This window comes from Flavobacterium pectinovorum (assembly GCF_022802975.1).
In the GTDB taxonomy this organism is placed as follows: Bacteria; Bacteroidota; Bacteroidia; order Flavobacteriales; family Flavobacteriaceae; genus Flavobacterium; species Flavobacterium pectinovorum_B.
Map to the genome: position 1 here is coordinate 36463 of NZ_JAFEVZ010000014.1, position 23517 is coordinate 59979.

Sequence of the window (23517 nt, forward strand, 5' to 3'; positions counted from 1 at the left end):
AAATGAGAATAATACCAGCCATAGATATCATTGACAGAAAATGCGTTCGTTTGTCCAAAGGTGATTATGATACTAAAATAATTTACAATGAGAATCCGCTTGAAGTGGCGAAATCATTTGAAGCACACGGAATCGAATATCTGCATTTAGTAGATCTTGACGGAGCAAAATCGAGCAAAATTGTGAATTATAAAATATTGGAACAAATTGCAACACAAACCGGTTTAAAAATTGATTTTGGAGGAGGATTAAAATCAGATGATGATTTGAGAATTGCGTTTGAAAGCGGTGCAAACCAAATTACCGGAGGAAGTATTGCCGTAAAAAACAGAGCCATTTTCGAAAAATGGATTTCAGAATATGGTTCGGATAAAATCATTTTGGGAGCCGATGCCAAAGACGAGAAAATTGCAGTTTCAGGCTGGCTTGAAGATTCGGATGAAGAATTGATTCCGTTTATTCAGGAGTATCAAACCAAAGGAATTCAGTATGTGATTTGTACCGATATTGCCAAAGACGGAATGCTGGAAGGACCAAGTTTTGATTTGTATAAAAAAATCATTAATCAATGTACTGTCACTTCGAGCGGAGTCGAGAAGTTAGCTGAAGCTAAAGGCGTAAAACTTATTGCTTCCGGAGGAATTTCAACTTTCGACGAGTTACCAAAATTGGCTGAATTAGGCTGTGAAGGAACGATTATCGGAAAAGCAATTTACGAGGGCAGAATCACTTTGAAACAACTAGAGAATTTCATAATTAGAAAATAAAGCAATTGAGATAATGTGTCAATTAGAAAATTAGTCAATTATTTAGCGTATAGTTAAAATTGTCTAATTATCTCATTTTCAAATTATCTCATTGTGTAAATTGACACATTAAAGAGATGTTAGCAAAAAGAATCATACCCTGCTTAGATATAAAAAACGGAAGAACCGTAAAAGGCGTTAACTTTGTTGACTTGCGTGATGCGGGTGATCCTGTGGAACTGGCTGAAATATATTCGGCTGAAGGTGCGGATGAATTGGTTTTTCTGGATATTTCGGCTACGGAAGAAAGACGTAAAACTTTGGTCAACATGGTACGAAGTGTTGCGGAGAAAATCAATATTCCGTTTACCGTTGGTGGCGGAATTTCATCTGTAGAAGATGTTGAAATCCTTTTGAATAATGGAGCTGATAAAGTTTCGATTAATTCATCAGCAGTAAAAAATCCACAGCTGATTAATGATCTGGCTCAGAAATTTGGAAGCCAGTGCGTGGTGGTAGCCATTGATGCCAAACAAATAGACGGACAATGGATCGTACATTTGGTAGGCGGAAAAGTACCAACGGAATTGAATTTATTTGATTGGGCTGTTGAAGTGGCTGAACGCGGAGCGGGAGAAATTTTATTCACTTCGATGGATAATGACGGAACCAAAAATGGTTTTGCAAATGAAGCTTTGGCAAAATTATCAGCGTTGATTAACATTCCGATAATTGCTTCGGGAGGAGCAGGAAATATTCAGCATTTCGTTGATTCTTTTAAAGTAGGAAAAGCAGATGCAGCTTTGGCAGCCAGTGTTTTTCACTTTAAAGAAATCGAAATTAAAGCGTTGAAACAGGAACTTAGGAAAAATGATATTGAAGTTAGACTTTAGAATAGAGTCAAGGAGAAAGAAGCAAGATTTAATCAATAAAAATAACAATATAGAAGTCCGAATTTAGTTTTAACTTTAAGACTTTCGACTTTACAACTTTAGACTAATATGGAAATAGATATCAAAAGCGCCCACGGATTAATTCCGGCCATTATTCAGGATGCAGAAACTAAAAACGTTCTGATGCTGGGGTATATGAATGAAGAATCGCTTCAAAAAACAATAGAAACGCAAAAAGTGACTTTTTTCAGCCGATCCAAACAAAGGCTTTGGACAAAAGGGGAGGAGAGCGGTAACTTCTTGAATCTCGTAAGTATCAAAAATGACTGCGATGGTGACACACTTTTGATTCAGGCAAAACCTGTTGGGCCAACGTGTCACACAGGTGCGGATACCTGCTGGCAGGAACCAAATGATGCTAATTATGGTTTTATTTCCCAGTTAGAAAATACAATCAAAACCCGTAGAGAGAATGCTGATTCTGAGAAAAGTTATGTGGCATCCTTATTCGAAAAAGGAATCAATAAAATTGCTCAAAAAGTAGGGGAAGAAGCTGTAGAAGTAGTTATTGAAGCAAAAGACGATAATGACGATTTATTCCTGAGCGAAAGTGCCGATTTGCTTTTTCATTATCTGATTTTATTGCAGGCAAAAGGATATCAGTTAAATGATGTAATTGATGTTTTGAAGAAGCGTCAGAAGTAGTTTTTGATAGTAACTTACAAATAAAATCGCATTGTACATTTGAGGTATAATGCGATTTTTTGTATTATATTTGAAAATACCTTCTATTGTTTAAATAATCTCTATATGAAACTTTTTGTCTGTTTATTGTTATTTATAGCTCCAACATTTAATTTGAATTATAAAAAAATGACGATACCATATAGTATTGTCATTTCAAAAGCGGATTTAATTGTAGACGGTACTGTTTCCAAAGTTTTTAAAAATAGCTACGAATTCACAATAAGCCAAATTGTGAAAGGGAAATCAGGTTCAAAAATTAATGTTTCCATTTGGAAAGAATGGATGTGTGATCCAAGAATTGGTGAATTAAAAACAGGACAGAGATTAATTTTATTTTTAGAAAAGACTCCTTCTGGCAATTATAACCCAATTAATGAAAGTACTGGAGAATTATATGTTGATAAGGATAACTTTACTAATATATTTATAGCTAAAGATTTCTCTAATGCCACAGTTTTAAAGAAGGGAGTTACAATGTATCTGGAAACATATACTTATCAACAGAATTTAAATGGGAGTTTTTTTTATTCTCAAAAATCTATATTTGAAATATGTAAGATGAAAGAAAATAATAAGTTTTTTAAGTTTTTAGTTGATTATGAATTAGCATATTCTAAAGTTAATTATAATCCAGTTTATCAATTTAACGATTAAAAACTATTCCGCTGGGGATTAATTTAAAGTTAAAGCCCCTAAAATTTCTTCATACATAAAAGGACCTCCGGGATATTTGGCGGTGTAATCCAGATTCATCCAGACCTGTCCGCGTTCATCGATATGGTAATGAATTATTTTTCCCTTACTTTCTTTGACAAAAAGGACATTTTTAATCAGGTAATTGACTTTTTCCAGATCGATTAAAGAGCCAATTAATATTTCCGGGTAAATATGTCCTTTGGTGTGAATTAATCTTGGTGTTCCGCCAATAGAACGAACTGCTGCAGCCATTAGAATCGAATGGTCATCACAATCTCCCGAAAAATATTCTAATGATTCGCTGGCTGTAGCAATATAATCGCCTTCTTTTGGATCATTGACGTAGTTCCATCGCTCATTTATTTCTTTAAAAACAGCAAAACACTGAATAATTGTTCTGTAATTTGAATATCCTTTTATATTTTTAAAATGTTTTGTGGTAGACATGATCGCAAAATTCCGAACCTTTGGATCCTGATATTCTATGGCATTGATGATTTTTGTTTTATTGGGAAAAGGAAGCAATTTTGCTACAATAATATCCTGTGGAAACGGATTATCAGACATCGTATAAATCATCGAATTATAATCTTCGGATATTTCGTTGAAACCATAATTTCCAATCACGCTTCCGTAGAATAAAACCAATAAATAAAGCGCGATACAAATTATGATGATGGTTCGCAACAACATCAGCAGAAAATAAATTGCCGCAAACACAAACAAAAAGATAAAAATACGGTCTAAATTAAAAGACCATTTTAAGTCGATGAGATTTTGGTGCAATATGATAAAAACCGGAATAGTAATCAAAAGACTTAATACCATAATAATAATCCTATCCCAGGGAGATTTCACCTGTAATTTGGATTTTAATTGCGGAAAGTCAATTTTTGGAAATTTTATCATAGCATTAAAAAGCAGTGTTTTTTACATCGCTTTTACGGTTTCAACAAAAGTACTTTTTTTATCAATAATTCCCAGATCAAATAATTGATTTTGAATCTTAATAAAGGCTTTTTCGGTTAAATTTTTCTGAGACCATTGTGTCAGTTTGAGCCATTCCTGAATATCTTCCAGTTTTTGATTGAAAATATCAGCTAATGTCTTGTCAATATCCGGAATCTGAGTAAAATCGTGTGTTGTACTGTTAATGATTTCAAGGATTTTCTCAACGATTTTAGGATTTTTTTTCAAAAATTCGTCACGGACAGCAATCACAAACGACGGCCATGGAGTAGGACAGTCGCCCACACGTCTGAAAATTCCCTGATCAACAAGAGGTTTGGTCATAAAACGTTCCCACATAAAATAATCTGCAGTTTCGTTTGTGAGAGCCTCAACAGCGCCGTCTATGGTATTGATGATTTCAAATTGTAAATTATCAGTTTTCCAGCCTTGTTCATGTGCATTTACATACGCCATTAATTGAGATCCTGAACCTAATCGTGAAATAGCCACTTTTTTATTTTCGAGGTCTTTTATAGTATGAAAATCAGATTTAGCTGCCACATGAATTCCCCAGATTAAAGGAGACTGAACATAAATCTGAACAATTTTACTGGGATTTCCTGCAACAATATCTTTAATGATGCCCTCAGTCAAAATAACTGCTATGTCAGTTTCTCCATCACGGAGCATCTGACACATTTTACCCGTGCCTTCGGGAATATTTTTCCATTGTAAATTGATGTTTTCTGCTTCAAATTCGCCATTTTCAATGCATAGCTGCCATGGCAAATTGAAGTGTTCAGGAACACCTGCAATTTTTACTGTTTTCATTTGGTTTTAAGTTTTAGTTAAGTTGTTTGGGTATGTTTTTTTGACTGTTTAGATTTTAAAAAATTATCTCATTATCAAATTGACACCTTCTCTAATTCTTCAATAAATCGGTTCTGTGTTTATCTGAAAGGCATGGTTCAGCAAATTCTATAATATCCTGCGACTCATATTTGCTTAGAAGGGTTTTTACAACAGAATAATCTACTTTTTTTGTAACCTCAAGAGCAAATAAGGTATCATTTAAACCTTCTGATGAACAATTAAGTGATTTTAATTCTTCCCGGATTATTTCCTTATCAAAACCTTTTTCTAAAATCACAACCTGAAGTATAGAATTTCCAAAACTTTCAATCGTTTTTCTATAAACCAGACGTTCTTCATCTTCATCAAATTCGGCGTAGAAAATATCATCAGTAGCAATTAATGGACCAAAAAACGGAATATTATCTAATTTGAAAAGGCCTTTTTCTAAATCAATAATTTCAGCCCACATCGTTTCTGAAACGGTTTCTTCTAATAAATCACTATAATACTTAAATAATATTTTTATGTGTGTTTCTGACATTTTCTAATTTAGTTTTGTGCTTTTAAAGGTGATATTACGATACGATATCCATCTGGATCCTGAAACATTTGTCCATTTTCATCCCAGTACGGATTTATAGCCGGGATGATTGCGATATTGTTGTCTTTAACCTTTTTTATTATAGAATCATATTCTAAAATTGTTTTTGGATAAAGAACAATAATATCATCTTCATCAAACACATGATTGGCTTTTTTTAGGGATTGTGTGAATTCAAAATGCCAGTCTAATTCCGGTTTTCCAATAAAAACACCATCGTAATTATTATGATTTTGAAAACCGCCGAGGCGTTCAAAACCTAAAATATTGATGTAAAAATTTTCAATTATTTGTAAATTGTTTGTGTGTCGCGCGACTCTTAATATCATAGTTCAAAACAATTATCTAATTTTCAAATTGGCTAATTCTCTAAATTAATTGCCAGCCAGTTTATTCAACGTATAAGAAATCAATTCATCAACGGCTTTATAAGGATCTTCACTAAAAGTTCCTGAAGCACGATTGGCAATAATGGCGTTTAAAGATAGCGCATTATGTCCTAAAAGTGCCGAAAGTCCGTAAATAGCAGCTGTTTCCATTTCCAGGTTGGTAATTCGGTTATCATTGAAATTAAAGTTATCCATTTTGTTGTTTAATTCCTCATCCTGAATATTCAAACGCAATACACGTCCTTGCGGTCCGTAGAAACCTCCGGCTGTAGCAGTAATTCCTTTAAATATTTTATCAGATTCAATTAGCTTTTCTAATGTTTCTGAACAGGCAATGGCGTAAGGTCTTCCTTTTCGAATGTCCCAGTTGGTATGCATTATAAAAGCATCTTCGATAGCATCTTCGGAAACTTCATCAATCAAATAAGAGCGAAGCATGTTATCTAAACCTAATCCAAATTTAGACATCACAAAACTGTCTACCGGAATATCTTTTTGCAAAGAACCCGAAGTTCCGATTCTGATGATGTTTAAAGAAGTTAATTCCTTTTTTGGCAGACGGGTTTCTAAATCGATATTAACCAAAGCATCCAGTTCATTTAAAACAATATCAATATTATCAGGACCAATTCCGGTTGACATAACCGTAATTCGTTTGCCTTTGTAGATTCCGGTTTGGGTTTTAAACTCTCTTTTTTGAGTTGAATATTCAATTGAATCAAAAAACTGAGTAATTTTCTCTACTCTGTTTTGATCTCCCACAAAAATTATATCGTGCGCTATATGTTCAGGACGAAGGTTTAAGTGATAAACACTTCCGTCCGGGTTGAGTATTAATTCTGATGCCTGTATCATTTTTTTAAGTTGCTAAGGTTCTGAGTTGCTAAGGTTTTTTGTTTCAAGTTCCAAGTTTCAGGTTTCAGGTTAAGTTGAGGACTTGAAACTTTAAACATGAAACTATTTTACCCCCCAACTCTTTTTGTTTTAAAGCCTTTTTCTTTTAGAATTGCCATAATTTTATCACGATAATCACCTTGAATAATAATTGAATCATCTTTAAAAGTACCGCCGACACTCAATTTTGTCTTAATCTCTTTGGCCAGGATTTTAAAATCTTCATCAGATCCTTCGTAGCCTTCAATTATCGTAGTTGCTTTTCCTTTTCGTTTTTCGAATTTGCAGATCATTGGTTCTTTTTGAACGTAAAGAACGTGTTCCTGCTCCTGAATTTCTTCCGGTTCGTTTGATTCAATGTGATCCGGAAATAAATTTTTTAATTGATCTTTAAAATCCATAATGTATTAAAATCCAAATTTATAGTTTGTAAAAATTAAATTCCAAATTCCAAAACTATTAAAATTGGAATTTGGAATTTAAAAATTGAGATTTATAAAGTTTTATTTTTTGATTAAACCTAATTCTACTAAACGTTCGTGCAAAAACTCGCCTGCAGAAATATCTTCATATTTTTTTGGGTTTTCTGCATCAATACAGTTTTCTAAACAATCCAGACGCATATCGCTTACAGGATGCATGAAAAACGGAACAGAATAACGCGAAGTTCCCCATAGTTCTCTTGGCGGATTTACAACCTGATGTATAGTAGATTTTAATTTGTTATTGGTATGTCTGGATAACATATCTCCAACGTTAATTACTAATTCATCATCTGCCGCGATAGCATCAATCCATTCGCCGTCATGATTTTGAACCTGTAGCCCTTTTCCCTGAGCACCCATTAATAAGGTAATGAGATTGATATCGCCGTGTGCAGCTGCACGAATGGCATTTTCAGGTTCAGAAGTAATTGGTGGGTAATGAATTGGTCTTAAAATGGAGTTTCCTTCTTTTCCGTATTCATCAAAATAAAACTCATCAAGTCCAAGGTGTAAAGCCAAAGCTCTTAAAACGTAAATTCCGGTTTTTTCCAGCATTTGGTAAGCATCTTTACCCACTTCATTAAAGCGGGGTAATTCTTTAACCTCTACATTGTCAGGGTATTCAGATGCCCATTTGGAATCTTTGTCAACGTACTGGCCAAAATGCCAGAATTCTTTCAAATCTCCCTCTTTGCGTCCTTTAGCATGTTCTTTTCCAAAAGAAACATACCCTCTTTGTCCGCCAATTCCGGGAATTTCATAATTGTGTTTGGTTTCTACTGGCAAGGCGAAAAATTTTCGAATTTCGCCATAAAGTTCGTCTACCAGTTTGTCATCCAAAAAATGACCTTTTAGGGCTACGAAGCCAATGTTTTCAAATGCACTGCCGATTTCATTTACAAATTTTTGTTTACGTTTCGGGTCGTCCGAAAGGAAATCACGTAAGTCTACACTAGGAATGTTTTGCATACTTTACATTTTTATTTAAGAAAAAAAGGTTTTAAGCCTTTTCATAACAAAGGTAGAGAATATTTTAGTTTTGAATTTTAAAAAAATGTATAAAATTGGATTTTTCCTGCAATAATTTAACATCAGAGAGTAAAGATTAATTTTGATAAAACTTTAATTTTTGACCTTTTTTACTTTAAAAACATGTTAATAATTTTAAAAAAGACAGGTTTTTGAATTGAAAACGCTATTTTTATAAAAAAGAACATTATGAAAATAGGACTAATCGGATTTGGAAAAACAGGAAAAGCAGTAGCTACAGTTTTATTGCAAAACAAAAATTTCTCTCTTAAATGGGTCGTGAAAAGAAGCCGTACTTTAGAGAATCGCATTACTGCAGAATACCTGGGAATTGATTCTGAGGAAACCGGAAAAATATATTCCAGTGAAACCACTCCCATTGCAGCACTTTTAGACAATCAGCCAGTTGATATGATAATTGACTTTTCATCCGGTTCCGGTATTTACACTTATGGAGAAGCAGCAAGTAAGAGAAAAATCAAAATAATTTCTGCAATCTCACATTATACAAAAAAAGAAAAAGATTTTCTGGAATCACTTTCTAAATTGACAACGGTATTTTGGAGTCCAAATATAACTTTAGGTGTGAATTATTTACTTTTCGCTTCCAAATTTCTAAAGAAAATAGCACCATGGGTGGATATTGAAATTATTGAAGAACACTTTAAAGGGAAAGACGGAGTTTCAGGTACTGCCCTAAAAATAGCGGAAGCACTTGATGTGGAAAAAGAAGATATAAATTCTGTCAGGGCTGGCGGAATTGTAGGTAAGCACGAAGTTGTTTTTGGATTTCCTTTTCAGACGGTAAGGCTTGTACATGAAAGTATTTCCAGAGAAGCTTTTGGCAGCGGAGTTGTATTTGTAGCCGAAAATTTGAAAGATAAGGAAGCCGGATTGTATAATTTTGAAGATATACTGTCTCCATATTTTGTAGGTTAAATGATTTTTTATTCTAAACAGACTCTGAAAAAAACACTTTTCATATTTTATGTTCTCTATTTTACCTGAACTAATCTTTGTTTGTGAAAGTAATTTAACTCTTGGTATTTGAATTGTTATATTTTAATATATTTGAAATACCAAAACACAACCTAATATGATCTTTTACAGACAAGACCTCACGAATAACCAATTATTAGATTTATATAAAAAAATACTGAAACCTCGTTTGATTGAAGAAAAGATGCTCATCCTGATTCGGCAGGGAAAAGTATCCAAATGGTTTTCAGGAATAGGTCAGGAGGCTATTGCGGTTGGCGTTACAGCTGTTTTGGATGATTCGGAATATGTGTTGCCAATGCATAGAAATCTGGGTGTTTTTACTTCAAGGAACATTCCGCTGCATCGATTGTTTTCGCAATGGCAGGGAAAAGCAAATGGTTTTACAAAAGGCAGGGACCGAAGTTTTCATTTTGGAACCCAGGAATATAAAATTATCGGAATGATTTCGCATCTCGGTCCGCAGTTAGGAATTGCTGATGGAATCGCCTTAGCCAATAAACTTCAAAACAATAAAAAAGTAACAGCCGTTTTTACCGGTGAAGGAGCAACAAGTGAAGGTGATTTTCATGAAGCTTTAAATATTGCAGCCGTTTGGAAACTGCCTGTAATGTTCATTATTGAAAATAACGGCTACGGACTCTCAACTCCTACAAATGAGCAGTATCTGTGTGAAAATCTAGCCGATAAAGGTATTGGTTATGGAATTGAAAGTCATATTATTGACGGAAATAATATTCTGGAAGTGTATAATAAACTGTCGAAGCTGAAAGAACAGATACAGGAAAATCCGCATCCTGTTTTATTAGAATTTAAAACTTTCAGGATGAGAGGCCATGAAGAGGCGAGCGGTACAAAATATGTTCCGCAGGAGTTAATGAATGAATGGGCAGCAAAAGATCCTGTTGAGAATTATAGAAAATTTTTGACTGAAACAGGCGTTTTGACAGCCGAATTTGATGAACAGCTTCATAAAGAAATCAAACAGGAAATTGATGAGAATTTAGCAATAGCAAATGCAGAACCTGAAATTGTTCCAACTTTTGAAGGAGAATTAAACGATGTTTATAAACCTTATGAATATGAAGAAATTAGTCATTCATCAGAATTTAAAAATATTCGTTTTATAGATGCCATCAGAAATAGTCTGGAACTCTCCATGAAACGACATGAAAATCTGGTTATTATGGGGCAGGATATAGCAGAGTATGGCGGAGCTTTTAAAATCACAGATGGTTTTGTCGAGTTTTTTGGAAAAGCCAGAGTTCGAAATACGCCTATTTGCGAAAGTGCTGTTGTTTCAACCGCAATGGGATTGTCAATTAACGGATATAAGGCGATTGTAGAAATGCAATTTGCCGATTTTGTTTCAACCGGTTTTAATCCAATTGTAAATTTATTAGCAAAATCACATTATCGCTGGGGCGAAAAAGCCGATGTTGTTGTTAGAATGCCTTGTGGAGGCGGAACTCAGGCAGGACCGTTTCATTCGCAAACAAATGAAGCCTGGTTTACCAAAACTCCAGGGTTAAAAGTGGTTTATCCGGCTTTTCCGTATGATGCCAAAGGTTTATTAAATGCTTCAATAAACGACCCTAATCCGGTGTTGTTTTTTGAGCATAAGTTGTTGTACAGAAGTATTTATCAGGATGTTCCAGATGATTATTATACGATTCCGTTAGGAAAAGCAGCGGTATTAAAAGAGGGAAAAAAGATCACTATTATTGCTTTTGGTGCTACGGTGCATTGGGCATTGGAGACATTAGAGAAAAATCCGGATATTGAGGCTGATTTAATCGATTTAAGAACATTACAGCCATTAGATACAGAAACTATTTTTGCTTCAGTAAAGAAAACCGGAAAAGTGATTGTTTATCAGGAAGATACTTTGTTTGGAGGTATTGCCAGCGATATTTCGGCTTTGATTATGGAACAATGTTTCGAATATCTGGATGGTCCTGTAAAAAGAGTAGCCAGTTTAGAGTCACCGATTCCGTTTACAAAAGCTTTGGAAGATCAGTTTTTACCAAAAAACCGATTCGAAAAAGAACTGATTGATTTGCTTGCTTATTAAAAAAACAAAAATAAATGATTAAAATTTAATGAATGTCACCCTGAGTCCATTCCGCTTCGCTCAGGATAAACTTAGTCAAAGGCTTTTTGTCCGGAAAGGGCTTCGACTCCGCCCAGCCTGACACTTTTTTAGTTTAATCAAATAGACTTAAAACCAAATATTATTTAAAATAAAAATTAAAATATGAAAAAACTGTTTGTTACAATTTTAACACTTGCCGTGCTTTTTTCCTGTAATAAAAGTACAAAGTCTGGTGATGACAATACTTTAGATGAAAAATTTGATAAATATAAAGAAGGTTTTGTTACAGCTTTATGGCAAATTAATCCGGGATGGGCTTCAGCTGTTGGTTATCATAAACTGGATAGTGTTTTGGTAGTTCCGGATGCTGCAACTGATAAAGCACAGCTTGATTTTGCAAAAGTGCAATTAGATTCTTTAAAACAATATGATATTGAAAATTTATCGAATAATAACAAGACAGATTATTATATGATAAAAAATCAGTTAGAATCTGCCATTTTTAGTATCAAAGAATTGAAATCGTCGCAATGGGATCCGTCTGGATATAATGTGTGTGGTTCTTTTGCTGAAATTTTAAATGGAAAATACGATTCATTAGAAGTTCGTCTGCGCTCTTTTAATGTGAAAATGAATAGTATTCCGGCTTATTATGAAGCTGCTAAAAAGAATATTAAGAACCCAACCATTGAACATACACAACTAGCGATTGATCAAAATTTAGGAGGTTCATCAGTTTTTGAAACCGATTTAAATGATGCTCTTGCTAAAAGTAAGCTGACTTCGACAGAGAAAAAAGAAATTCAGAATAAGGCAAAAGTTTCAGTAAAAGCAATTAAAGATTATGCAGAATGGCTAAAAAATCTACCAAATAAAACACCTCGTTCTTTTAGATTAGGAGCTGATTTATATGCTAAAAAATTCAATTTTGATATTCAGTCCCGTTACTCTACAGATGAGATTTACAAAATCGCCGTTGATCATAAAAAAGACCTGCATGATAAAATGTTTGTTCTTGCTGATAAACTTTGGACAAAATATAGAGGAAACGAGGCAAAGCCAACAAATAAACTGGATTTAATCAAACAGGTTATCGATCAGATTTCATTAAAACATACCACTCCGGAGAAATTTCAGTCTGAAATAGAAAAGCAGATTCCTGAACTTATAGCCTATGTAAAAGCGAAAGACTTATTATACATTGATCCGTCAAAACCATTGATTGTGCGTAAAGAGCCTGCTTATATGGCAGGAGTTGCGGGAGCTTCAATTTCGGCTCCCGGTCCTTATGACAAAAACGGAAATACATATTATAATGTAGGAAGCTTATCAGGCTGGACGGCTGAAAACTCAGAAAGTTATTTGAGAGAATACAATGATTATATTTTACAGATCTTAAATATCCACGAAGCAATTCCCGGGCATTACACGCAACTTGTTTATAGTAATCAGTCTCCAAGTATTATCAAATCTATCCTTGGAAATGGTGCAATGATTGAAGGCTGGGCCGTTTATACAGAAAAAATGATGCTGGAGAGCGGTTATAAAAATTCTGACGAAATGTGGCTGATGTATTATAAATGGAATTTGAGAACAACTTGTAATACTATTTTGGATATCAGTGTTCATACTAAAAATATGTCTAGAGAAGTGGCTTTGGATTTACTTATCAAAGAAGCTTTTCAACAGCAGGCGGAGGCAGAAGGGAAATGGAAGCGTGTAACTCTTTCACAGGTACAATTATGTTCTTATTTTACAGGTTATACCGAAATTTACAATTTAAGGGAAGAGCTTAAAAAGAAAGAAGGAGAGAATTTTAACCTGAAAAAATTTCATGAGAAATTTCTAAGTTTTGGTAGTGCTCCTGTAAAGTACATCAGGGAATTGATGCTGTCTGGAAAATAAATTTTAAGCTTACGGATTATAATAAATGGGTTTGATAATTTTATCAGACCCTTTTTGATTTTCAGCTTTTGTTGTTTACTATTTTTTTTGCTAACGAAATGGTTCAATTATTAGATTTTTTACTTTCAATAAAATCAGCAATTCGAAAACTATTTGTCATCAATAAATAACCCATTATGATTTTAAGGAAATTGAATATCATCCATCCGGATTCAGGATAATCTTTGAAAAGAAATTCTTGTTGAAAAAAGACGAAAATTTGTCTAAAAAAAGAAGGAATACTTTCAACGAATATAATACCTCCCACTAATATAACAGCAATAGAAATAATTTTATTTCCATTGGAATTTAATTCTATAGTTTCATTTTCAAGACCTTTATCAAGTTTTAATTTTTCAATAATCCAAAATGTTTTATAAATGCAAAATTTGAATGCAAAAAAGTAAATAAACAGGACTATTAAAAGAATGAAAATTAAAGTAAAAAAGCTTTCATTATTTCCACTTTCATATTCTGAATAGATTGAATATAACCATTGGGGTATTGTCGTTAAAGCTCCCAATATTAATAATAGTCCTAAAATTTTAATTAGGATTGCCCAAAAAGTTTTTATTGACATTTTTAATTATTTAGTTTCAATTTCAAACAACTGAACCTGACTTTTCAATCTGTCAATTAATAAATTCATCATTCGTTTATTTAAGTCGGAAGAATTTTGAATATAAGTTTCGTATTCTTCAACGGTAAAAAGCGCCATGACAATTCCTTTTAAAGAATTTCTGAACTTGATATCTTTTTGAATCGAATTTTCGATGGTCTGAAGTTTCTTTTCAACAGTATAAGAATAAAAATCAGCTTTGTTTTTATTTACATAGTTGATAAAAACAGCAACGAATAAATCGTTCTGAAGTTTTAAAATTGGTCTAATCGTTTGATTTTGAAATATTTCATCAGATGATGATTGAGCGCTTACGGTTCCTAAAGTTTCGCCTCTGAATTCTTTTAAAAAAGTGTCTCTGTCGCTCATGGTTTTTCTTTTAAAATTAAGGAAAAAATCCCATAGTAAAACCCTATTTTTGTTTTTATAAAATAAAAAATATGAGATTCCATACCAGAAAATGGGTTAAACCCGAAGATTTAAATCCGAACGGAACTTTATTCGGCGGTCAGTTATTAGCCTGGATTGACGAAGAGCTGGCTTTATATTCGATTGTGCAATTAGAAAATTCGAGAGTTGTAACGAAACACATGTCGGAAATTAATTTTAAAAGTTCTGCCAGACAAGGTGATATTGTAGAAATTGGAATCGATGTTGTGAAATTTGGAACAACTTCTTTGGTTCTTAAATGTGCCGTAAGAAATATGATGACCCGTGAAATCATCATTACAATTGATCATACTACAATGGTAAATTTGGGCGAAGACGGAAAACCAAAACCACACGGAAAAACTCAAATTGAATTTGTAAAAGATCGTTTGTAAAAATTTCACCATATAAGTGATATAAGTTCATGTAACTTTGCACAAAGCTTTTATTTGCTTAAATCATTACATGGTAAAAAAACTTTAGAAAATGCTCAAAAAAATTATAACGTTTTCTGTATTATTTACTTTTTTAATGTCTTGTAATTCTAAAGAAAAAAAGGATAAATACAATCAGGTTGTTTATCAGGCTATAAATGATAAAGATACAGCCGTTTTAGCCATTAAAATAAGCGATAAACGTTTTTATGGGCGTTATGAAAGATCGTATTACAGAAATGGTAAAGATTCAGGTGATGTAAGGGGAGATATAAAAGGAGATACCCTTAGAGGTGATTTTCATTATATAACAAGTGGTGGAGGCTGGAAAAGGATTCCAATTGCTTTATTAAAGAAAGAAAATAAACTGTTTTTAGGAAATGGCGTAATAGGAACTTATATGAACCTCCCTTGTTTTTTGCCGGGAACGCTTAATTATAAGGATTCTGAATTTATTTTTAAAGAAGTAAAAAAATAGTTTCAGGTTTCGTTTCTTAACCTGAAACCTGAAACTTGAAACCTGAAACTTTGAAACCTGAAACAACCAAATAATTACTCACTAAAACGCCCGATAGCTGATGGTAATTCGAATATTTCCAAATCAAAATAGCCTACCGAAGCCATAACGTGGTCAAAAATATCGGCCATAATATATTCGTAATTCGCCCAGCGCTTATCGCTCGAAAAAACATAAATTTCCAGCGGAACCCCATGTTCTGTTGACTGTAATTGACGGCACATAATGTGCATTTCTTTGTTTAATCCCGGGTAGTTTATTAAATATTGAATGATGTATTTTCTAAACAAACCTAAATTAGTCATGTTTCGGCCGTTTAATGCAAGTGTTTTATCAATTCCGCGTAAATCATTGTATTTTTCGATTTCTGCTTGTCTGGTCTCGATGTAAGAGCTAATCAATTGTACTTTTTTCATCTGATGTAAATCTTCATCATTCAAAAAGCGGATACTGCTGCTTTTAATTAAAACGTGTCTTTTGATTCGTCTTCCAGAAGACTTTTGCATGCCTCGCCAGTTCTGAAACGAGTCTGAACTTAAGGCATAGGTTGGAATTGTGGTAATCGTATTATCAAAGTTTCGAACTTTTACCGTGGTCAGATTAATTTCGATAACATCACCGTCGGCTCCAAATTTATCCATCGTAATCCAGTCGCCAATACGTACCATATCGTTAATTGCAACCTGAACGCTCGAAACAAATCCTAAAATAGTATCACGAAAAATCAGGATAATAATCGCCGAAAGTGTTCCTAAAATGGTTAAGAGTTCCCCTTTTTTGATTCCAAATAATGTCGAAATAATAAGGGCAACGCCAAAAATCCAGAGCACAATCATGATTACCTGAACAAAACTGTCGATTGGCTTGTCGCTATATTCAGGTTTTTGTTTTAAATAATCCCGTAAAGCATTAAAAATAGTTCTGATAATCCATAAACTAATCAAAACAATATAAACGCCTACAATTTTTCCAAAAACAGCTTCCCAATACTCATATTTATCCAAAATGATAGGGACTGCTTTGTAAATAAAGAAAAACGGAATTAAATATGCTGTGTATTTTGTGGTTTTATTGTGAATTAAATAATCGTCAAATTTGGTCTTGGTACGCTGGGCAAAAATGGCGGTCAGCGTTACCAGAACAAACTTGGCTGCGTAATAAATTGCATAAGCAAAAGCCACCATGATGGCAATGTTGAAGATCAGGCTGATGTACGAGGCAAAGTTGCGGCTCATTCCCCAATCCCTGAAAAGTGGATATAAAAAGTTAAATATTTTATCCAAAAGCTTATGCATTATTTTCTAAATATTTTTTCTCAATGTAGAAAGTTCCAAACGGAATAAGAGAAGCGATCAAAATGATTCCGAAGGTTTTTAAATCCCAATTTTGAGATTTTTTCAGTAAAAAAGCCAATATAATGTAACCAATAAATAATATTCCGTGGCTCATTCCCAATGGCTTCAATAAGGTATGGTAAAGTTCGGGATTATTAGTTTTGATAAAAAGCATATTGGCAAATAATACTAAATAAGAAATCCCTTCTAAAATGGCAGTAACCTTAAAAATCTTGAGCATGTATCTGTTTTTTTGAATTAATACCGGCAAAATTAAGTATTATCCCTGATTATTGGAGTATGTATAATAAAAGTAATTTACTTTTGTAATCTTAAACTTTGAGTATGAGCAAGCGTGATTTAAAAAAATATTTATCCGAATTAAATAAAGAACAGCTCGAAGAACAAATTATTGAGCTATACGAGAAATTTAGTCCTGTAAAAGTCTTTTACGACTTTGTTTTTAACCCGAAAGAAGATAAACTTTTGCAGGAAAGCAAGATTAAAATCTCACAGGAATATTTCCCCATTAAAAAGCCCGGTGCAAAATGGCATCCGAAAGCAAAAATGCGCCGTTCTGTAGCTCAAAAAATCATCAAACATTTTATTGTTTTGGGAGTTGATTCTTTTATAATTGCAGATTTAATGTTTTATAATATCGAAATTGCACAAGCTTATTCATCAGGAAATTTTATAAAGCAGGAATTGTTTTATAAAAGCATGCTTAATTCTTTTGAACAGTCAGTAAATTTTGTGATTTCTAATGGGATTTTAAGTGAATTTAAGGCGAGAATTATCACAATAGAAAAAGAAACTATTCAACAAAAATGGAAAAATAAATATGATTTTGAAGCAATTGTAGACAAAATCGACTTTTAAATGCTTTTATTATAAAAAAATCTTGTTTAAAAAAAACATTTATTTTAGGTTAAATTAGGATGAATAACTGTTTTTTAGGTGTACTTTTGCAAAAATTCAAAAAATCACAATGTCTCAAAACACTTTAGAAATAGAAAGAGAAGAGAAAAAAGAACTTTATGCGTATCAAAAAGGCGATATTGACGCTATTTTTGATCGTTTAGACAATGCTCCTTCAAAACATCATTTATTATATCAATTGCCTACAGGTGGTGGAAAAACAGTGATATTTTCTGAAATTGTTCGTCGTTATTTAGCCAATAATGATAAAAAAGTAGTAGTTCTGACACATCGTATCGAGCTTTGTAAGCAAACTTCTAAAATGCTGAAAGGCTTTGGTGTTTCCAATAAAATCATCAACAGTAAAGTAAAAGAACTGCCGGATCAAAATGAGTATTCATGCTTTGTAGCGATGGTTGAGACTTTAAAAAACCGTATCAATGATGAGAAATTACATCTTGATAACATAGGTTTGGTGATTATTGATGAAGCGCATTACAATTCATTTAGAAAATTATTAAACTCATTCAAAAATGCTTTTATTCTTGGAGTAACGGCAACACCTTTGAGTTCAAATATAAAATTACCAATGCACCAGAGCTATAATGAACTTATTGTAGGTGACACCATTGGTTCCTTAATCGATAAAGGATTTCTTGCAAAGGCTACAACTTACAGTTATGATGTAGGTTTGACTTCTTTAAAAGTAGGTATCAACGGAGATTATACCGTAAAGTCTTCTGACGATTTGTACACGAATACAATCATGCAGGAAAAATTACTACATGCATACACTGAGCGTTCTTTGGGTAAAAAAACCCTGATTTTTAATAATGGTATCCATACTTCGTTATACGTATATGAAACCTTTAGAGAGGCCGGTTATGATATCAGACACCTTGATAATACAAGCAGTTCAGAAGAACGTAAAGATATTTTGGCATGGTTCAAAAAAACACCGGATGCTATTTTAACATCTGTCGGAATTTTGACGACTGGTTTTGATGAGCCTACGGTTGAAACGATTATCCTGAACAGAGCCACAAAATCATTGACATTGTATTACCAGATGATTGGTCGTGGATCCCGAAAGTTACCTGGTAAAGATGAATTTACAGTGATCGATTTAGGTAACAATGCAGCACGTTTTGGTTTATGGAGCGAGCCGGTAAACTGGCAGCATATCTTTAAATCGCCTGAATTTTATTTGGAGAATTTACGTGATGATACCGAAATCGAAATGTTTTTCAAATACAGTATGCCACCTGAATTGCGTGCAAAATTTAGTAAAACTGCCGAGGTTACGTTTGATGTTGATGAAGAACACAAATTAGCGATTAAGCAAAATTTACGTTCAAAAATTGTATTGGATAAATCATTAGAACAACATGCAGCAATGTGTGTTGATAATACAGAAACGCTGCAGGAAGCAAAAGCTTTAGGTAAAGAACTGGATGATGATATCGAATGCCGAATCAAGCGTTATGCAAAATGCCTGAGCCAGTGCAGTAAAAACTACCGCGAATGGCTGGTTGATGATTACAAGAAAAATATGACGTTATTGATAGGTAAAAAGTATCGTGAAAAAATAATGAACGAGCCGGATTGATAAAAAAATGTTTCAGGTTTAATGTTTCAGGTTGGCAAAGTTAAGCTGAGAAAAGTGGAAACATATTAAACTTTGGCATTGAAATTGATTTTTGACATTGCATTGCTATTTTATTTTTGCTATTGAATTTTGATATTGAAAGAGATGAATTTGAAAAGAATATTTGTTTTGTTTTTAATTGGTTCTTTTTATAATGTTTTTGCGCAAAAAGACGGGTATTGGGACAAGGAGCGTGCTACTACAAAAGAAATTATAGTTTCTGCCGGTGACAGAATAACAGTTAAAACGGAGGATTTACCTGTTGGTACAACCGAAATTGTTTACAGGGTAACACTTTTAGACGAAAATCAGCAAATGACAAATAGCCTGGTTTCTGTGCTAAAAGCAATTCCGGATCCTTACGGGATAGGACAGGGTTCTGCTGGAGCAGTCTTTCTAATGTCAAAAATTTCAGGCGATGATAAATGTACCTATGCACTTTTTACTTCAGATGCAAATGCCAAAAAATACATTGATAACGGAAAAGTAAATGACGCCTGTTATGCCCAGACAGAACCTGTAAGCAAAGATGCTAAACGCTTATCGCTTGATAAATCTTCTTGCTTAAATGCAAACACCACTACAATTTGGTTTGGCTTCGAAAGTAAAAACTGGTTATTGAAACAAAAAATAGTGTTAGAAGTTGTACCCTGGGTTGACACGAAATTAAACCGTGGCTGGAATCAGGATAATAAAAACGAAATTGTCAGCTTGTGCAAAACCTCTACAATGGCACAAAAAATGGCAAATTCAGACGATTTTTGCGTTTGTATCCTGGATAAAATCATGAAGCAACACCGTTATGGTGAGTTTCAAAAATTGCTTGCGATAGAAAAAACTAAGGTTTACAAGGATTTTGGGAACGCCTGTTATAATGACGCTTCTATTTCTAAAAACGTTTACAATGATTTGCGCACGCAGGCAAATACTTTGATAAAACTGAAAAAATACAACGAAGCGATTCCTAAATTAAATACAATCATAACAGCAGGAAAAGCAACCGCTTTGGATTACAGTTCCATTGGTTACAGTTATATTTTGACCAAACAATATGAAAAAGCCATAAAGTTTTTAAAAGAAGGTGAAAAACTGGATGATACTGAATTATTAGTGAAATTGAATCTGGCGCATGCCTATTTAGTTAGTGATGATTATAGCCAGGCAAAACCGATTTATAAAAAATACCAGTCTCAAAACGTAACAGACAGTCTGAGCTGGATAGATAAAACCAAACAGGACTTTGCTATTTTTCAAAAAGCAGGATTGCCTTCATCAGACTTTCAGAGAGTTTTGAAACTGTACAATTAAAAAAACATTTTCACCATGTAAGTGATATAAGTTTATTTAACTGTAAGCTGAGTTCATAGTTGTCATTGAAATGTAATTAGAATTAATTGTCAGGCTGAGCGGAGTAGAAGCCCTCTCTGTATTATAATCCAAAAGTCAAACTTAATTTTCTTATATCACTTATATGGTTTAAAAATCATTATACGGTTTAAAAAATCACCACGTATGAAAGCTACTTACCAAAAATACATGCTCGAATTCAAACGTCCTTCGGGAACGTCTCGCGGCATTATGACCAAAAAAGAAACCTGGTTTATAATCCTTGAAGAAAACGGTAAAAAAGGAATAGGCGAGTGTGGAATTCTTAGAGGACTGAGTGCTGACGACAGAGATGATTATGAGGCCAAATTAAACTGGGTTTGCCAAAATATTCATTTAGGTGAAACTGTTCTTTGGGATAAATTACTTGAATTTCCTTCCATTCAATTCGGAATTGAAATGGCTTTTTTGTCTTTGAAAAGTGAAAATCCATATCTGTTATTTCCTTCAGATTTTACGAATAATTCAAAATCAATTATTATAAACGGTTTGGTCTGGATGGGAGAAGAAGCTTTCATGAAAGAGCAGATCGAAGAAAAGTTACAACAGGGATTTACTTGTATAAAACTCAAGATCGGAGCCATAGATTTTGAAAAAGAACTCGAATTATTACGTTTTATACGTACTCATTTTACTGCTGAACAGATAGAAATCAGGGTAGATGCGAACGGTGCTTTTGCTTTAAATGAAGCTTTAGATAAATTAAATCAATTATCTGGTTTTAAATTACATAGTATTGAACAGCCTATCCAGAAAAACAACACTGACAGTATGGCAGAGCTGTGTAAAACAACACCTTTTCCTATTGCTTTGGATGAAGAACTGATTGGTGTCTTTTCATTCGAAGAAAAAGAAGCTCTTTTACAAAAAATCAAGCCACAATATATCATTTTGAAGCCAAGTTTTGTCGGTGGTTTCAGAGGGACTCAGGAGTGGATTGCATTAGCAGAAAAATATAATATAGGCTGGTGGATTACCTCAGCACTGGAAAGCAACATTGGTTTAAATGCAATTGCACAATGGACATTTTTGCTAAATTCTAATATGCCTCAGGGATTAGGGACCGGAGCACTTTACACGAATAATATTGATTGCCCGCTGGAAGTTTTGAATGGACAATTGTGGTACAATAATGCTAAAGACTGGGACTCCGCATTTTTAGAAAAAGCCTGATAAAATCACTTTTTTGTCTTCTTAAAATCCTAACAAACGAATCTGGGTTTAGCGCTAAATTAAGTAACTTGCATAAAATTTAATTAGCAAAACTAATGATTGAGATTGAAAGAAAGTTTCTCGTAAAATCGGATGAATTCAAAGCACAGGCTTTTGCTCAGAACAAGATTGCTCAGGGCTATTTAAGTTCGCTTCCTGAACGAACAGTACGTATCAGAATCAAAGGCGAAAAAGGATTCATCACGATAAAAGGAATTGGTCATCACGGCGGAATGTCGCGTTTTGAATGGGAGAATGAAATTCCGCTTGGCGAAGCACAGGAATTGCTTAAATTATGTGAGAAGGGAAAGATTGAAAAAACACGTTTTGAAATTCAATCCGGCAAACATGTTTTTGAAGTGGATGAATTTTACGGAGAAAATGAAGGTTTGGTTATGGCAGAAATTGAACTGGAATCTGAAACAGAACCTTTTGAAAAACCGGATTGGCTGGGTGATGAGGTAACCAATGATGAGCGCTACTACAATGCTTATTTAAGCAAAAATCCTTTTAAAGACTGGGAAAAATAACAATTTTTATGACACATTCATACGATCTCATTATTGTGGGAGGCGGTCCAATCGGGCTTGCATGCGCAATTGAAGCTCAAAAGAAAAACCTGAATTATCTGATTATCGAAAAAGGGGCAATTGTAAACAGTATTTTCAATTATCCTTTGTATATGACTTTTTTTTCTACGGCTGAAAGGCTTGAAATTGGTAATATTCCTTTTAACTGTTTAGCCCCAAAACCGGGTCGTCAGGAGGCTTTGGAATATTATCGTAATATCCATAGATATTTTAATTTCAATATTAATTTATTCGAAAAGGTCATTGAAGTTCAGAAACAGGAAAATCAGCTTTTTAAAATCACAACTGATAAAAGCCTTTATGAGGCCAAAAATGTAATCATTGCAACAGGGTTTTATGATATTCCGATAGAAATGAACGTAAAAGGCGAGGAACTGCCAAAAGTTCGTCATTATTACAAAGAAGCACATGAATATGCTTTTAGGGATATTCTGGTTGTGGGAGCCAATAATTCCTCTGTAGATGCTGCTCTGGAATGCTGGAGAAAAGGAGCGAATGTAACGATGGTAATTCGTAAAACTGAAATCAATAATCGGGTAAAATACTGGGTAAAACCGGATATTGAAAACCGAATTGCGGAAGGAAGCATAAAAGCGTATTTTGAATCGAATATTACTGAAATTCGGGAAGATGAAGTAGAAATTGAAACTCCGGATGGCAAAGTAACTATTAAAAATGATTTTGTTTTGGCTTTAACAGGATACAAACCTGATTTGTCTTTCCTTGAAAAAATGGGTATCCAGTTATCCGACGATGAATTAAAAATACCAGCTTACAATGCTGAAACGATGGAAACAAATGTTTCAGGCTTGTTTTTAGCAGGTGTAGTTTGTGGCGGCATGCAGACTCACAAATGGTTTATTGAAAACTCGCGTATTCATGCCAGTATGATTGTGGATTATATTACTTCGAAATAGATTTTAATATCATTACGATAAGCGATTTTAGCCGTCACTTCGAGTGATTTTAAAGATTAATGCAATAGCTTTAATGTTTAAAATTGTATCGAGAAGCCTTAAGGACATAAGGTTCTCGATACTTCGTTATAATTTTCTATCGCAAATTATAACTCAACTCGAACTGACGAATTTATAGCTTAATAATAT

The 23517-nt window shown here is 33.6% G+C and carries 26 protein-coding genes; 15 read left to right on the forward strand and 11 right to left on the reverse strand.

Annotated features, from left to right (window positions below):
• Window positions 1-2: 2 nt before the first annotated feature.
• From hisA to FLV_RS17180, 4 genes are all read left to right on the forward strand, one after another.
• Complete coding sequence (gene hisA, locus FLV_RS17165) at window positions 3-767, forward strand: 1-(5-phosphoribosyl)-5-[(5-phosphoribosylamino)methylideneamino]imidazole-4-carboxamide isomerase (protein WP_243235681.1); 765 nt, start codon at window positions 3-5, stop codon at window positions 765-767.
• Between the two features lie 116 nt (window positions 768-883).
• Window positions 884-1639, forward strand: coding sequence for an imidazole glycerol phosphate synthase subunit HisF (gene hisF / locus FLV_RS17170; protein WP_243235703.1), 756 nt, complete (start codon window positions 884-886; stop codon window positions 1637-1639).
• A 108-nt stretch (window positions 1640-1747) separates the two neighbouring features.
• Complete coding sequence (gene hisIE, locus FLV_RS17175; protein WP_243235718.1) at window positions 1748-2344, forward strand: bifunctional phosphoribosyl-AMP cyclohydrolase/phosphoribosyl-ATP diphosphatase HisIE; 597 nt, start codon at window positions 1748-1750, stop codon at window positions 2342-2344.
• Between the two features lie 105 nt (window positions 2345-2449).
• Window positions 2450-3040 (forward strand): hypothetical protein, encoded by a 591-nt coding sequence (locus FLV_RS17180; RefSeq protein WP_243235720.1) that lies wholly within the window; start codon window positions 2450-2452, stop codon window positions 3038-3040.
• An 18-nt stretch (window positions 3041-3058) separates the two neighbouring features.
• On the opposite strand, the gene FLV_RS17185 is transcribed toward FLV_RS17180, so the two are convergent.
• From FLV_RS17185 to FLV_RS17215, 7 genes are all read right to left on the reverse strand, one after another.
• Window positions 3059-3991, reverse strand: coding sequence for a transglutaminase (locus tag FLV_RS17185; RefSeq protein WP_243235722.1), 933 nt, complete (start codon window positions 3989-3991; stop codon window positions 3059-3061).
• A 21-nt stretch (window positions 3992-4012) separates the two neighbouring features.
• The gene (locus FLV_RS17190; RefSeq protein ID WP_243235723.1) at window positions 4013-4864 is read right to left on the reverse strand and encodes a substrate-binding domain-containing protein; all 852 of its coding nucleotides are present in this window, start codon (window positions 4862-4864) and stop codon (window positions 4013-4015) included.
• Window positions 4865-4955: 91 nt separating this feature from the next.
• Window positions 4956-5429, reverse strand: a complete 474-nt coding sequence (locus FLV_RS17195) for a DUF4265 domain-containing protein (protein WP_243235724.1) — start codon at window positions 5427-5429, stop codon at window positions 4956-4958.
• Window positions 5430-5437: 8 nt separating this feature from the next.
• Complete coding sequence (locus FLV_RS17200) at window positions 5438-5818, reverse strand: VOC family protein (protein ID WP_243235727.1); 381 nt, start codon at window positions 5816-5818, stop codon at window positions 5438-5440.
• Window positions 5819-5863: 45 nt separating this feature from the next.
• Window positions 5864-6733, reverse strand: coding sequence for a nucleoside phosphorylase (locus tag FLV_RS17205; protein WP_243235730.1), 870 nt, complete (start codon window positions 6731-6733; stop codon window positions 5864-5866).
• Between the two features lie 107 nt (window positions 6734-6840).
• Entirely contained in the window at window positions 6841-7173 is a 333-nt protein-coding gene (locus tag FLV_RS17210; RefSeq protein WP_243235732.1) for a translation initiation factor, read from the reverse strand.
• Window positions 7174-7275: 102 nt separating this feature from the next.
• On the reverse strand, window positions 7276-8226 hold the full coding sequence (locus FLV_RS17215; RefSeq protein WP_243235734.1) for an isopenicillin N synthase family dioxygenase: 951 nt from the start codon (window positions 8224-8226) through the stop codon (window positions 7276-7278).
• Between the two features lie 249 nt (window positions 8227-8475).
• Between FLV_RS17215 and FLV_RS17220 the strand changes: the two genes are divergently transcribed.
• The 3 genes from FLV_RS17220 to FLV_RS17230 all read left to right on the forward strand — a co-directional run bounded on the left by FLV_RS17220 (window position 8476) and on the right by FLV_RS17230 (window position 13285).
• Window positions 8476-9225, forward strand: coding sequence for a 4-hydroxy-tetrahydrodipicolinate reductase (locus FLV_RS17220; protein WP_243235735.1), 750 nt, complete (start codon window positions 8476-8478; stop codon window positions 9223-9225).
• A 157-nt stretch (window positions 9226-9382) separates the two neighbouring features.
• A complete protein-coding gene (locus FLV_RS17225) occupies window positions 9383-11359 on the forward strand; it encodes a thiamine pyrophosphate-dependent enzyme (RefSeq protein WP_243235737.1) in 1977 nt (658 codons plus the stop codon).
• Window positions 11360-11542: 183 nt separating this feature from the next.
• A complete protein-coding gene (locus tag FLV_RS17230; protein ID WP_243235738.1) occupies window positions 11543-13285 on the forward strand; it encodes a DUF885 domain-containing protein in 1743 nt (580 codons plus the stop codon).
• 103 nt (window positions 13286-13388) lie between these two features.
• Here FLV_RS17230 and FLV_RS17235 read toward each other — a convergent pair whose 3' ends face one another.
• Both FLV_RS17235 and FLV_RS17240 read right to left on the reverse strand, forming a co-directional pair.
• The gene (locus tag FLV_RS17235) at window positions 13389-13904 is read right to left on the reverse strand and encodes a hypothetical protein (RefSeq protein ID WP_243235740.1); all 516 of its coding nucleotides are present in this window, start codon (window positions 13902-13904) and stop codon (window positions 13389-13391) included.
• A 6-nt stretch (window positions 13905-13910) separates the two neighbouring features.
• Window positions 13911-14312, reverse strand: a complete 402-nt coding sequence (locus FLV_RS17240; protein WP_243235742.1) for a glyoxalase — start codon at window positions 14310-14312, stop codon at window positions 13911-13913.
• A 71-nt stretch (window positions 14313-14383) separates the two neighbouring features.
• Between FLV_RS17240 and FLV_RS17245 the strand changes: the two genes are divergently transcribed.
• Together FLV_RS17245 and FLV_RS17250 are read left to right on the forward strand one after the other, a co-directional pair.
• The gene (locus tag FLV_RS17245) at window positions 14384-14767 is read left to right on the forward strand and encodes an acyl-CoA thioesterase (protein WP_110308000.1); all 384 of its coding nucleotides are present in this window, start codon (window positions 14384-14386) and stop codon (window positions 14765-14767) included.
• Between the two features lie 91 nt (window positions 14768-14858).
• The gene (locus tag FLV_RS17250) at window positions 14859-15284 is read left to right on the forward strand and encodes a hypothetical protein (RefSeq protein ID WP_243235750.1); all 426 of its coding nucleotides are present in this window, start codon (window positions 14859-14861) and stop codon (window positions 15282-15284) included.
• Window positions 15285-15358: 74 nt separating this feature from the next.
• On the opposite strand, the gene FLV_RS17255 is transcribed toward FLV_RS17250, so the two are convergent.
• Window positions 15359-16618 carry a mechanosensitive ion channel family protein gene (locus tag FLV_RS17255; RefSeq protein ID WP_243235751.1) on the reverse strand — a complete coding sequence of 420 codons (1260 nt, stop codon included), beginning with the start codon at window positions 16616-16618 and terminating at the stop codon, window positions 15359-15361.
• Complete coding sequence (locus FLV_RS17260; RefSeq protein ID WP_243235758.1) at window positions 16611-16898, reverse strand: DUF3817 domain-containing protein; 288 nt, start codon at window positions 16896-16898, stop codon at window positions 16611-16613. Before FLV_RS17260 ends, FLV_RS17255 begins: the two co-directional genes overlap by 8 nt.
• A 104-nt stretch (window positions 16899-17002) precedes the next feature.
• Between FLV_RS17260 and FLV_RS17265 the strand changes: the two genes are divergently transcribed.
• From FLV_RS17265 to FLV_RS17290, 6 genes are all read left to right on the forward strand, one after another.
• Window positions 17003-17536 (forward strand): DUF6155 family protein, encoded by a 534-nt coding sequence (locus tag FLV_RS17265; RefSeq protein ID WP_243235766.1) that lies wholly within the window; start codon window positions 17003-17005, stop codon window positions 17534-17536.
• A gap of 109 nt (window positions 17537-17645) precedes the next feature.
• On the forward strand, window positions 17646-19184 hold the full coding sequence (locus tag FLV_RS17270) for a DEAD/DEAH box helicase (RefSeq protein WP_243235769.1): 1539 nt from the start codon (window positions 17646-17648) through the stop codon (window positions 19182-19184).
• A gap of 144 nt (window positions 19185-19328) precedes the next feature.
• Window positions 19329-20531: a tetratricopeptide repeat protein gene (locus tag FLV_RS17275; RefSeq protein WP_243235771.1), complete on the forward strand. Its 1203-nt coding sequence runs from the start codon at window positions 19329-19331 to the stop codon at window positions 20529-20531.
• A gap of 204 nt (window positions 20532-20735) precedes the next feature.
• Entirely contained in the window at window positions 20736-21782 is a 1047-nt protein-coding gene (locus FLV_RS17280) for an o-succinylbenzoate synthase (RefSeq protein ID WP_243235772.1), read from the forward strand.
• Window positions 21783-21877: 95 nt separating this feature from the next.
• Window positions 21878-22351, forward strand: coding sequence for a CYTH domain-containing protein (locus FLV_RS17285; protein ID WP_243235774.1), 474 nt, complete (start codon window positions 21878-21880; stop codon window positions 22349-22351).
• A gap of 8 nt (window positions 22352-22359) precedes the next feature.
• Window positions 22360-23328 carry a YpdA family putative bacillithiol disulfide reductase gene (locus FLV_RS17290; protein ID WP_243235782.1) on the forward strand — a complete coding sequence of 323 codons (969 nt, stop codon included), beginning with the start codon at window positions 22360-22362 and terminating at the stop codon, window positions 23326-23328.
• Window positions 23329-23517 lie beyond the last annotated feature (189 nt).

Bases quoted from the DNA above. Each gene is read 5' to 3' on its own strand.
- hisA (WP_243235681.1), top strand. From the start codon at position 3: ATGAGAATAATACCAGCCATAGATATCATTGACAGAAAATGCGTTCGT.
- hisF (WP_243235703.1), top strand. From the start codon at position 884: ATGTTAGCAAAAAGAATCATACCCTGCTTAGATATAAAAAACGGAAGA.
- hisIE (WP_243235718.1), top strand. From the start codon at position 1,748: ATGGAAATAGATATCAAAAGCGCCCACGGATTAATTCCGGCCATTATT.
- FLV_RS17180 (WP_243235720.1), top strand. From the start codon at position 2,450: ATGAAACTTTTTGTCTGTTTATTGTTATTTATAGCTCCAACATTTAAT.
- FLV_RS17185 (WP_243235722.1), bottom strand. From the start codon at position 3,991: ATGATAAAATTTCCAAAAATTGACTTTCCGCAATTAAAATCCAAATTA.
- FLV_RS17190 (WP_243235723.1), bottom strand. From the start codon at position 4,864: ATGAAAACAGTAAAAATTGCAGGTGTTCCTGAACACTTCAATTTGCCA.
- FLV_RS17195 (WP_243235724.1), bottom strand. From the start codon at position 5,429: ATGTCAGAAACACACATAAAAATATTATTTAAGTATTATAGTGATTTA.
- FLV_RS17200 (WP_243235727.1), bottom strand. From the start codon at position 5,818: ATGATATTAAGAGTCGCGCGACACACAAACAATTTACAAATAATTGAA.
- FLV_RS17205 (WP_243235730.1), bottom strand. From the start codon at position 6,733: ATGATACAGGCATCAGAATTAATACTCAACCCGGACGGAAGTGTTTAT.
- FLV_RS17210 (WP_243235732.1), bottom strand. From the start codon at position 7,173: ATGGATTTTAAAGATCAATTAAAAAATTTATTTCCGGATCACATTGAA.
- FLV_RS17215 (WP_243235734.1), bottom strand. From the start codon at position 8,226: ATGCAAAACATTCCTAGTGTAGACTTACGTGATTTCCTTTCGGACGAC.
- FLV_RS17220 (WP_243235735.1), top strand. From the start codon at position 8,476: ATGAAAATAGGACTAATCGGATTTGGAAAAACAGGAAAAGCAGTAGCT.
- FLV_RS17225 (WP_243235737.1), top strand. From the start codon at position 9,383: ATGATCTTTTACAGACAAGACCTCACGAATAACCAATTATTAGATTTA.
- FLV_RS17230 (WP_243235738.1), top strand. From the start codon at position 11,543: ATGAAAAAACTGTTTGTTACAATTTTAACACTTGCCGTGCTTTTTTCC.
- FLV_RS17235 (WP_243235740.1), bottom strand. From the start codon at position 13,904: ATGTCAATAAAAACTTTTTGGGCAATCCTAATTAAAATTTTAGGACTA.
- FLV_RS17240 (WP_243235742.1), bottom strand. From the start codon at position 14,312: ATGAGCGACAGAGACACTTTTTTAAAAGAATTCAGAGGCGAAACTTTA.
- FLV_RS17245 (WP_110308000.1), top strand. From the start codon at position 14,384: ATGAGATTCCATACCAGAAAATGGGTTAAACCCGAAGATTTAAATCCG.
- FLV_RS17250 (WP_243235750.1), top strand. From the start codon at position 14,859: ATGCTCAAAAAAATTATAACGTTTTCTGTATTATTTACTTTTTTAATG.
- FLV_RS17255 (WP_243235751.1), bottom strand. From the start codon at position 16,618: ATGCATAAGCTTTTGGATAAAATATTTAACTTTTTATATCCACTTTTC.
- FLV_RS17260 (WP_243235758.1), bottom strand. From the start codon at position 16,898: ATGCTCAAGATTTTTAAGGTTACTGCCATTTTAGAAGGGATTTCTTAT.
- FLV_RS17265 (WP_243235766.1), top strand. From the start codon at position 17,003: ATGAGCAAGCGTGATTTAAAAAAATATTTATCCGAATTAAATAAAGAA.
- FLV_RS17270 (WP_243235769.1), top strand. From the start codon at position 17,646: ATGTCTCAAAACACTTTAGAAATAGAAAGAGAAGAGAAAAAAGAACTT.
- FLV_RS17275 (WP_243235771.1), top strand. From the start codon at position 19,329: ATGAATTTGAAAAGAATATTTGTTTTGTTTTTAATTGGTTCTTTTTAT.
- FLV_RS17280 (WP_243235772.1), top strand. From the start codon at position 20,736: ATGAAAGCTACTTACCAAAAATACATGCTCGAATTCAAACGTCCTTCG.
- FLV_RS17285 (WP_243235774.1), top strand. From the start codon at position 21,878: ATGATTGAGATTGAAAGAAAGTTTCTCGTAAAATCGGATGAATTCAAA.
- FLV_RS17290 (WP_243235782.1), top strand. From the start codon at position 22,360: ATGACACATTCATACGATCTCATTATTGTGGGAGGCGGTCCAATCGGG.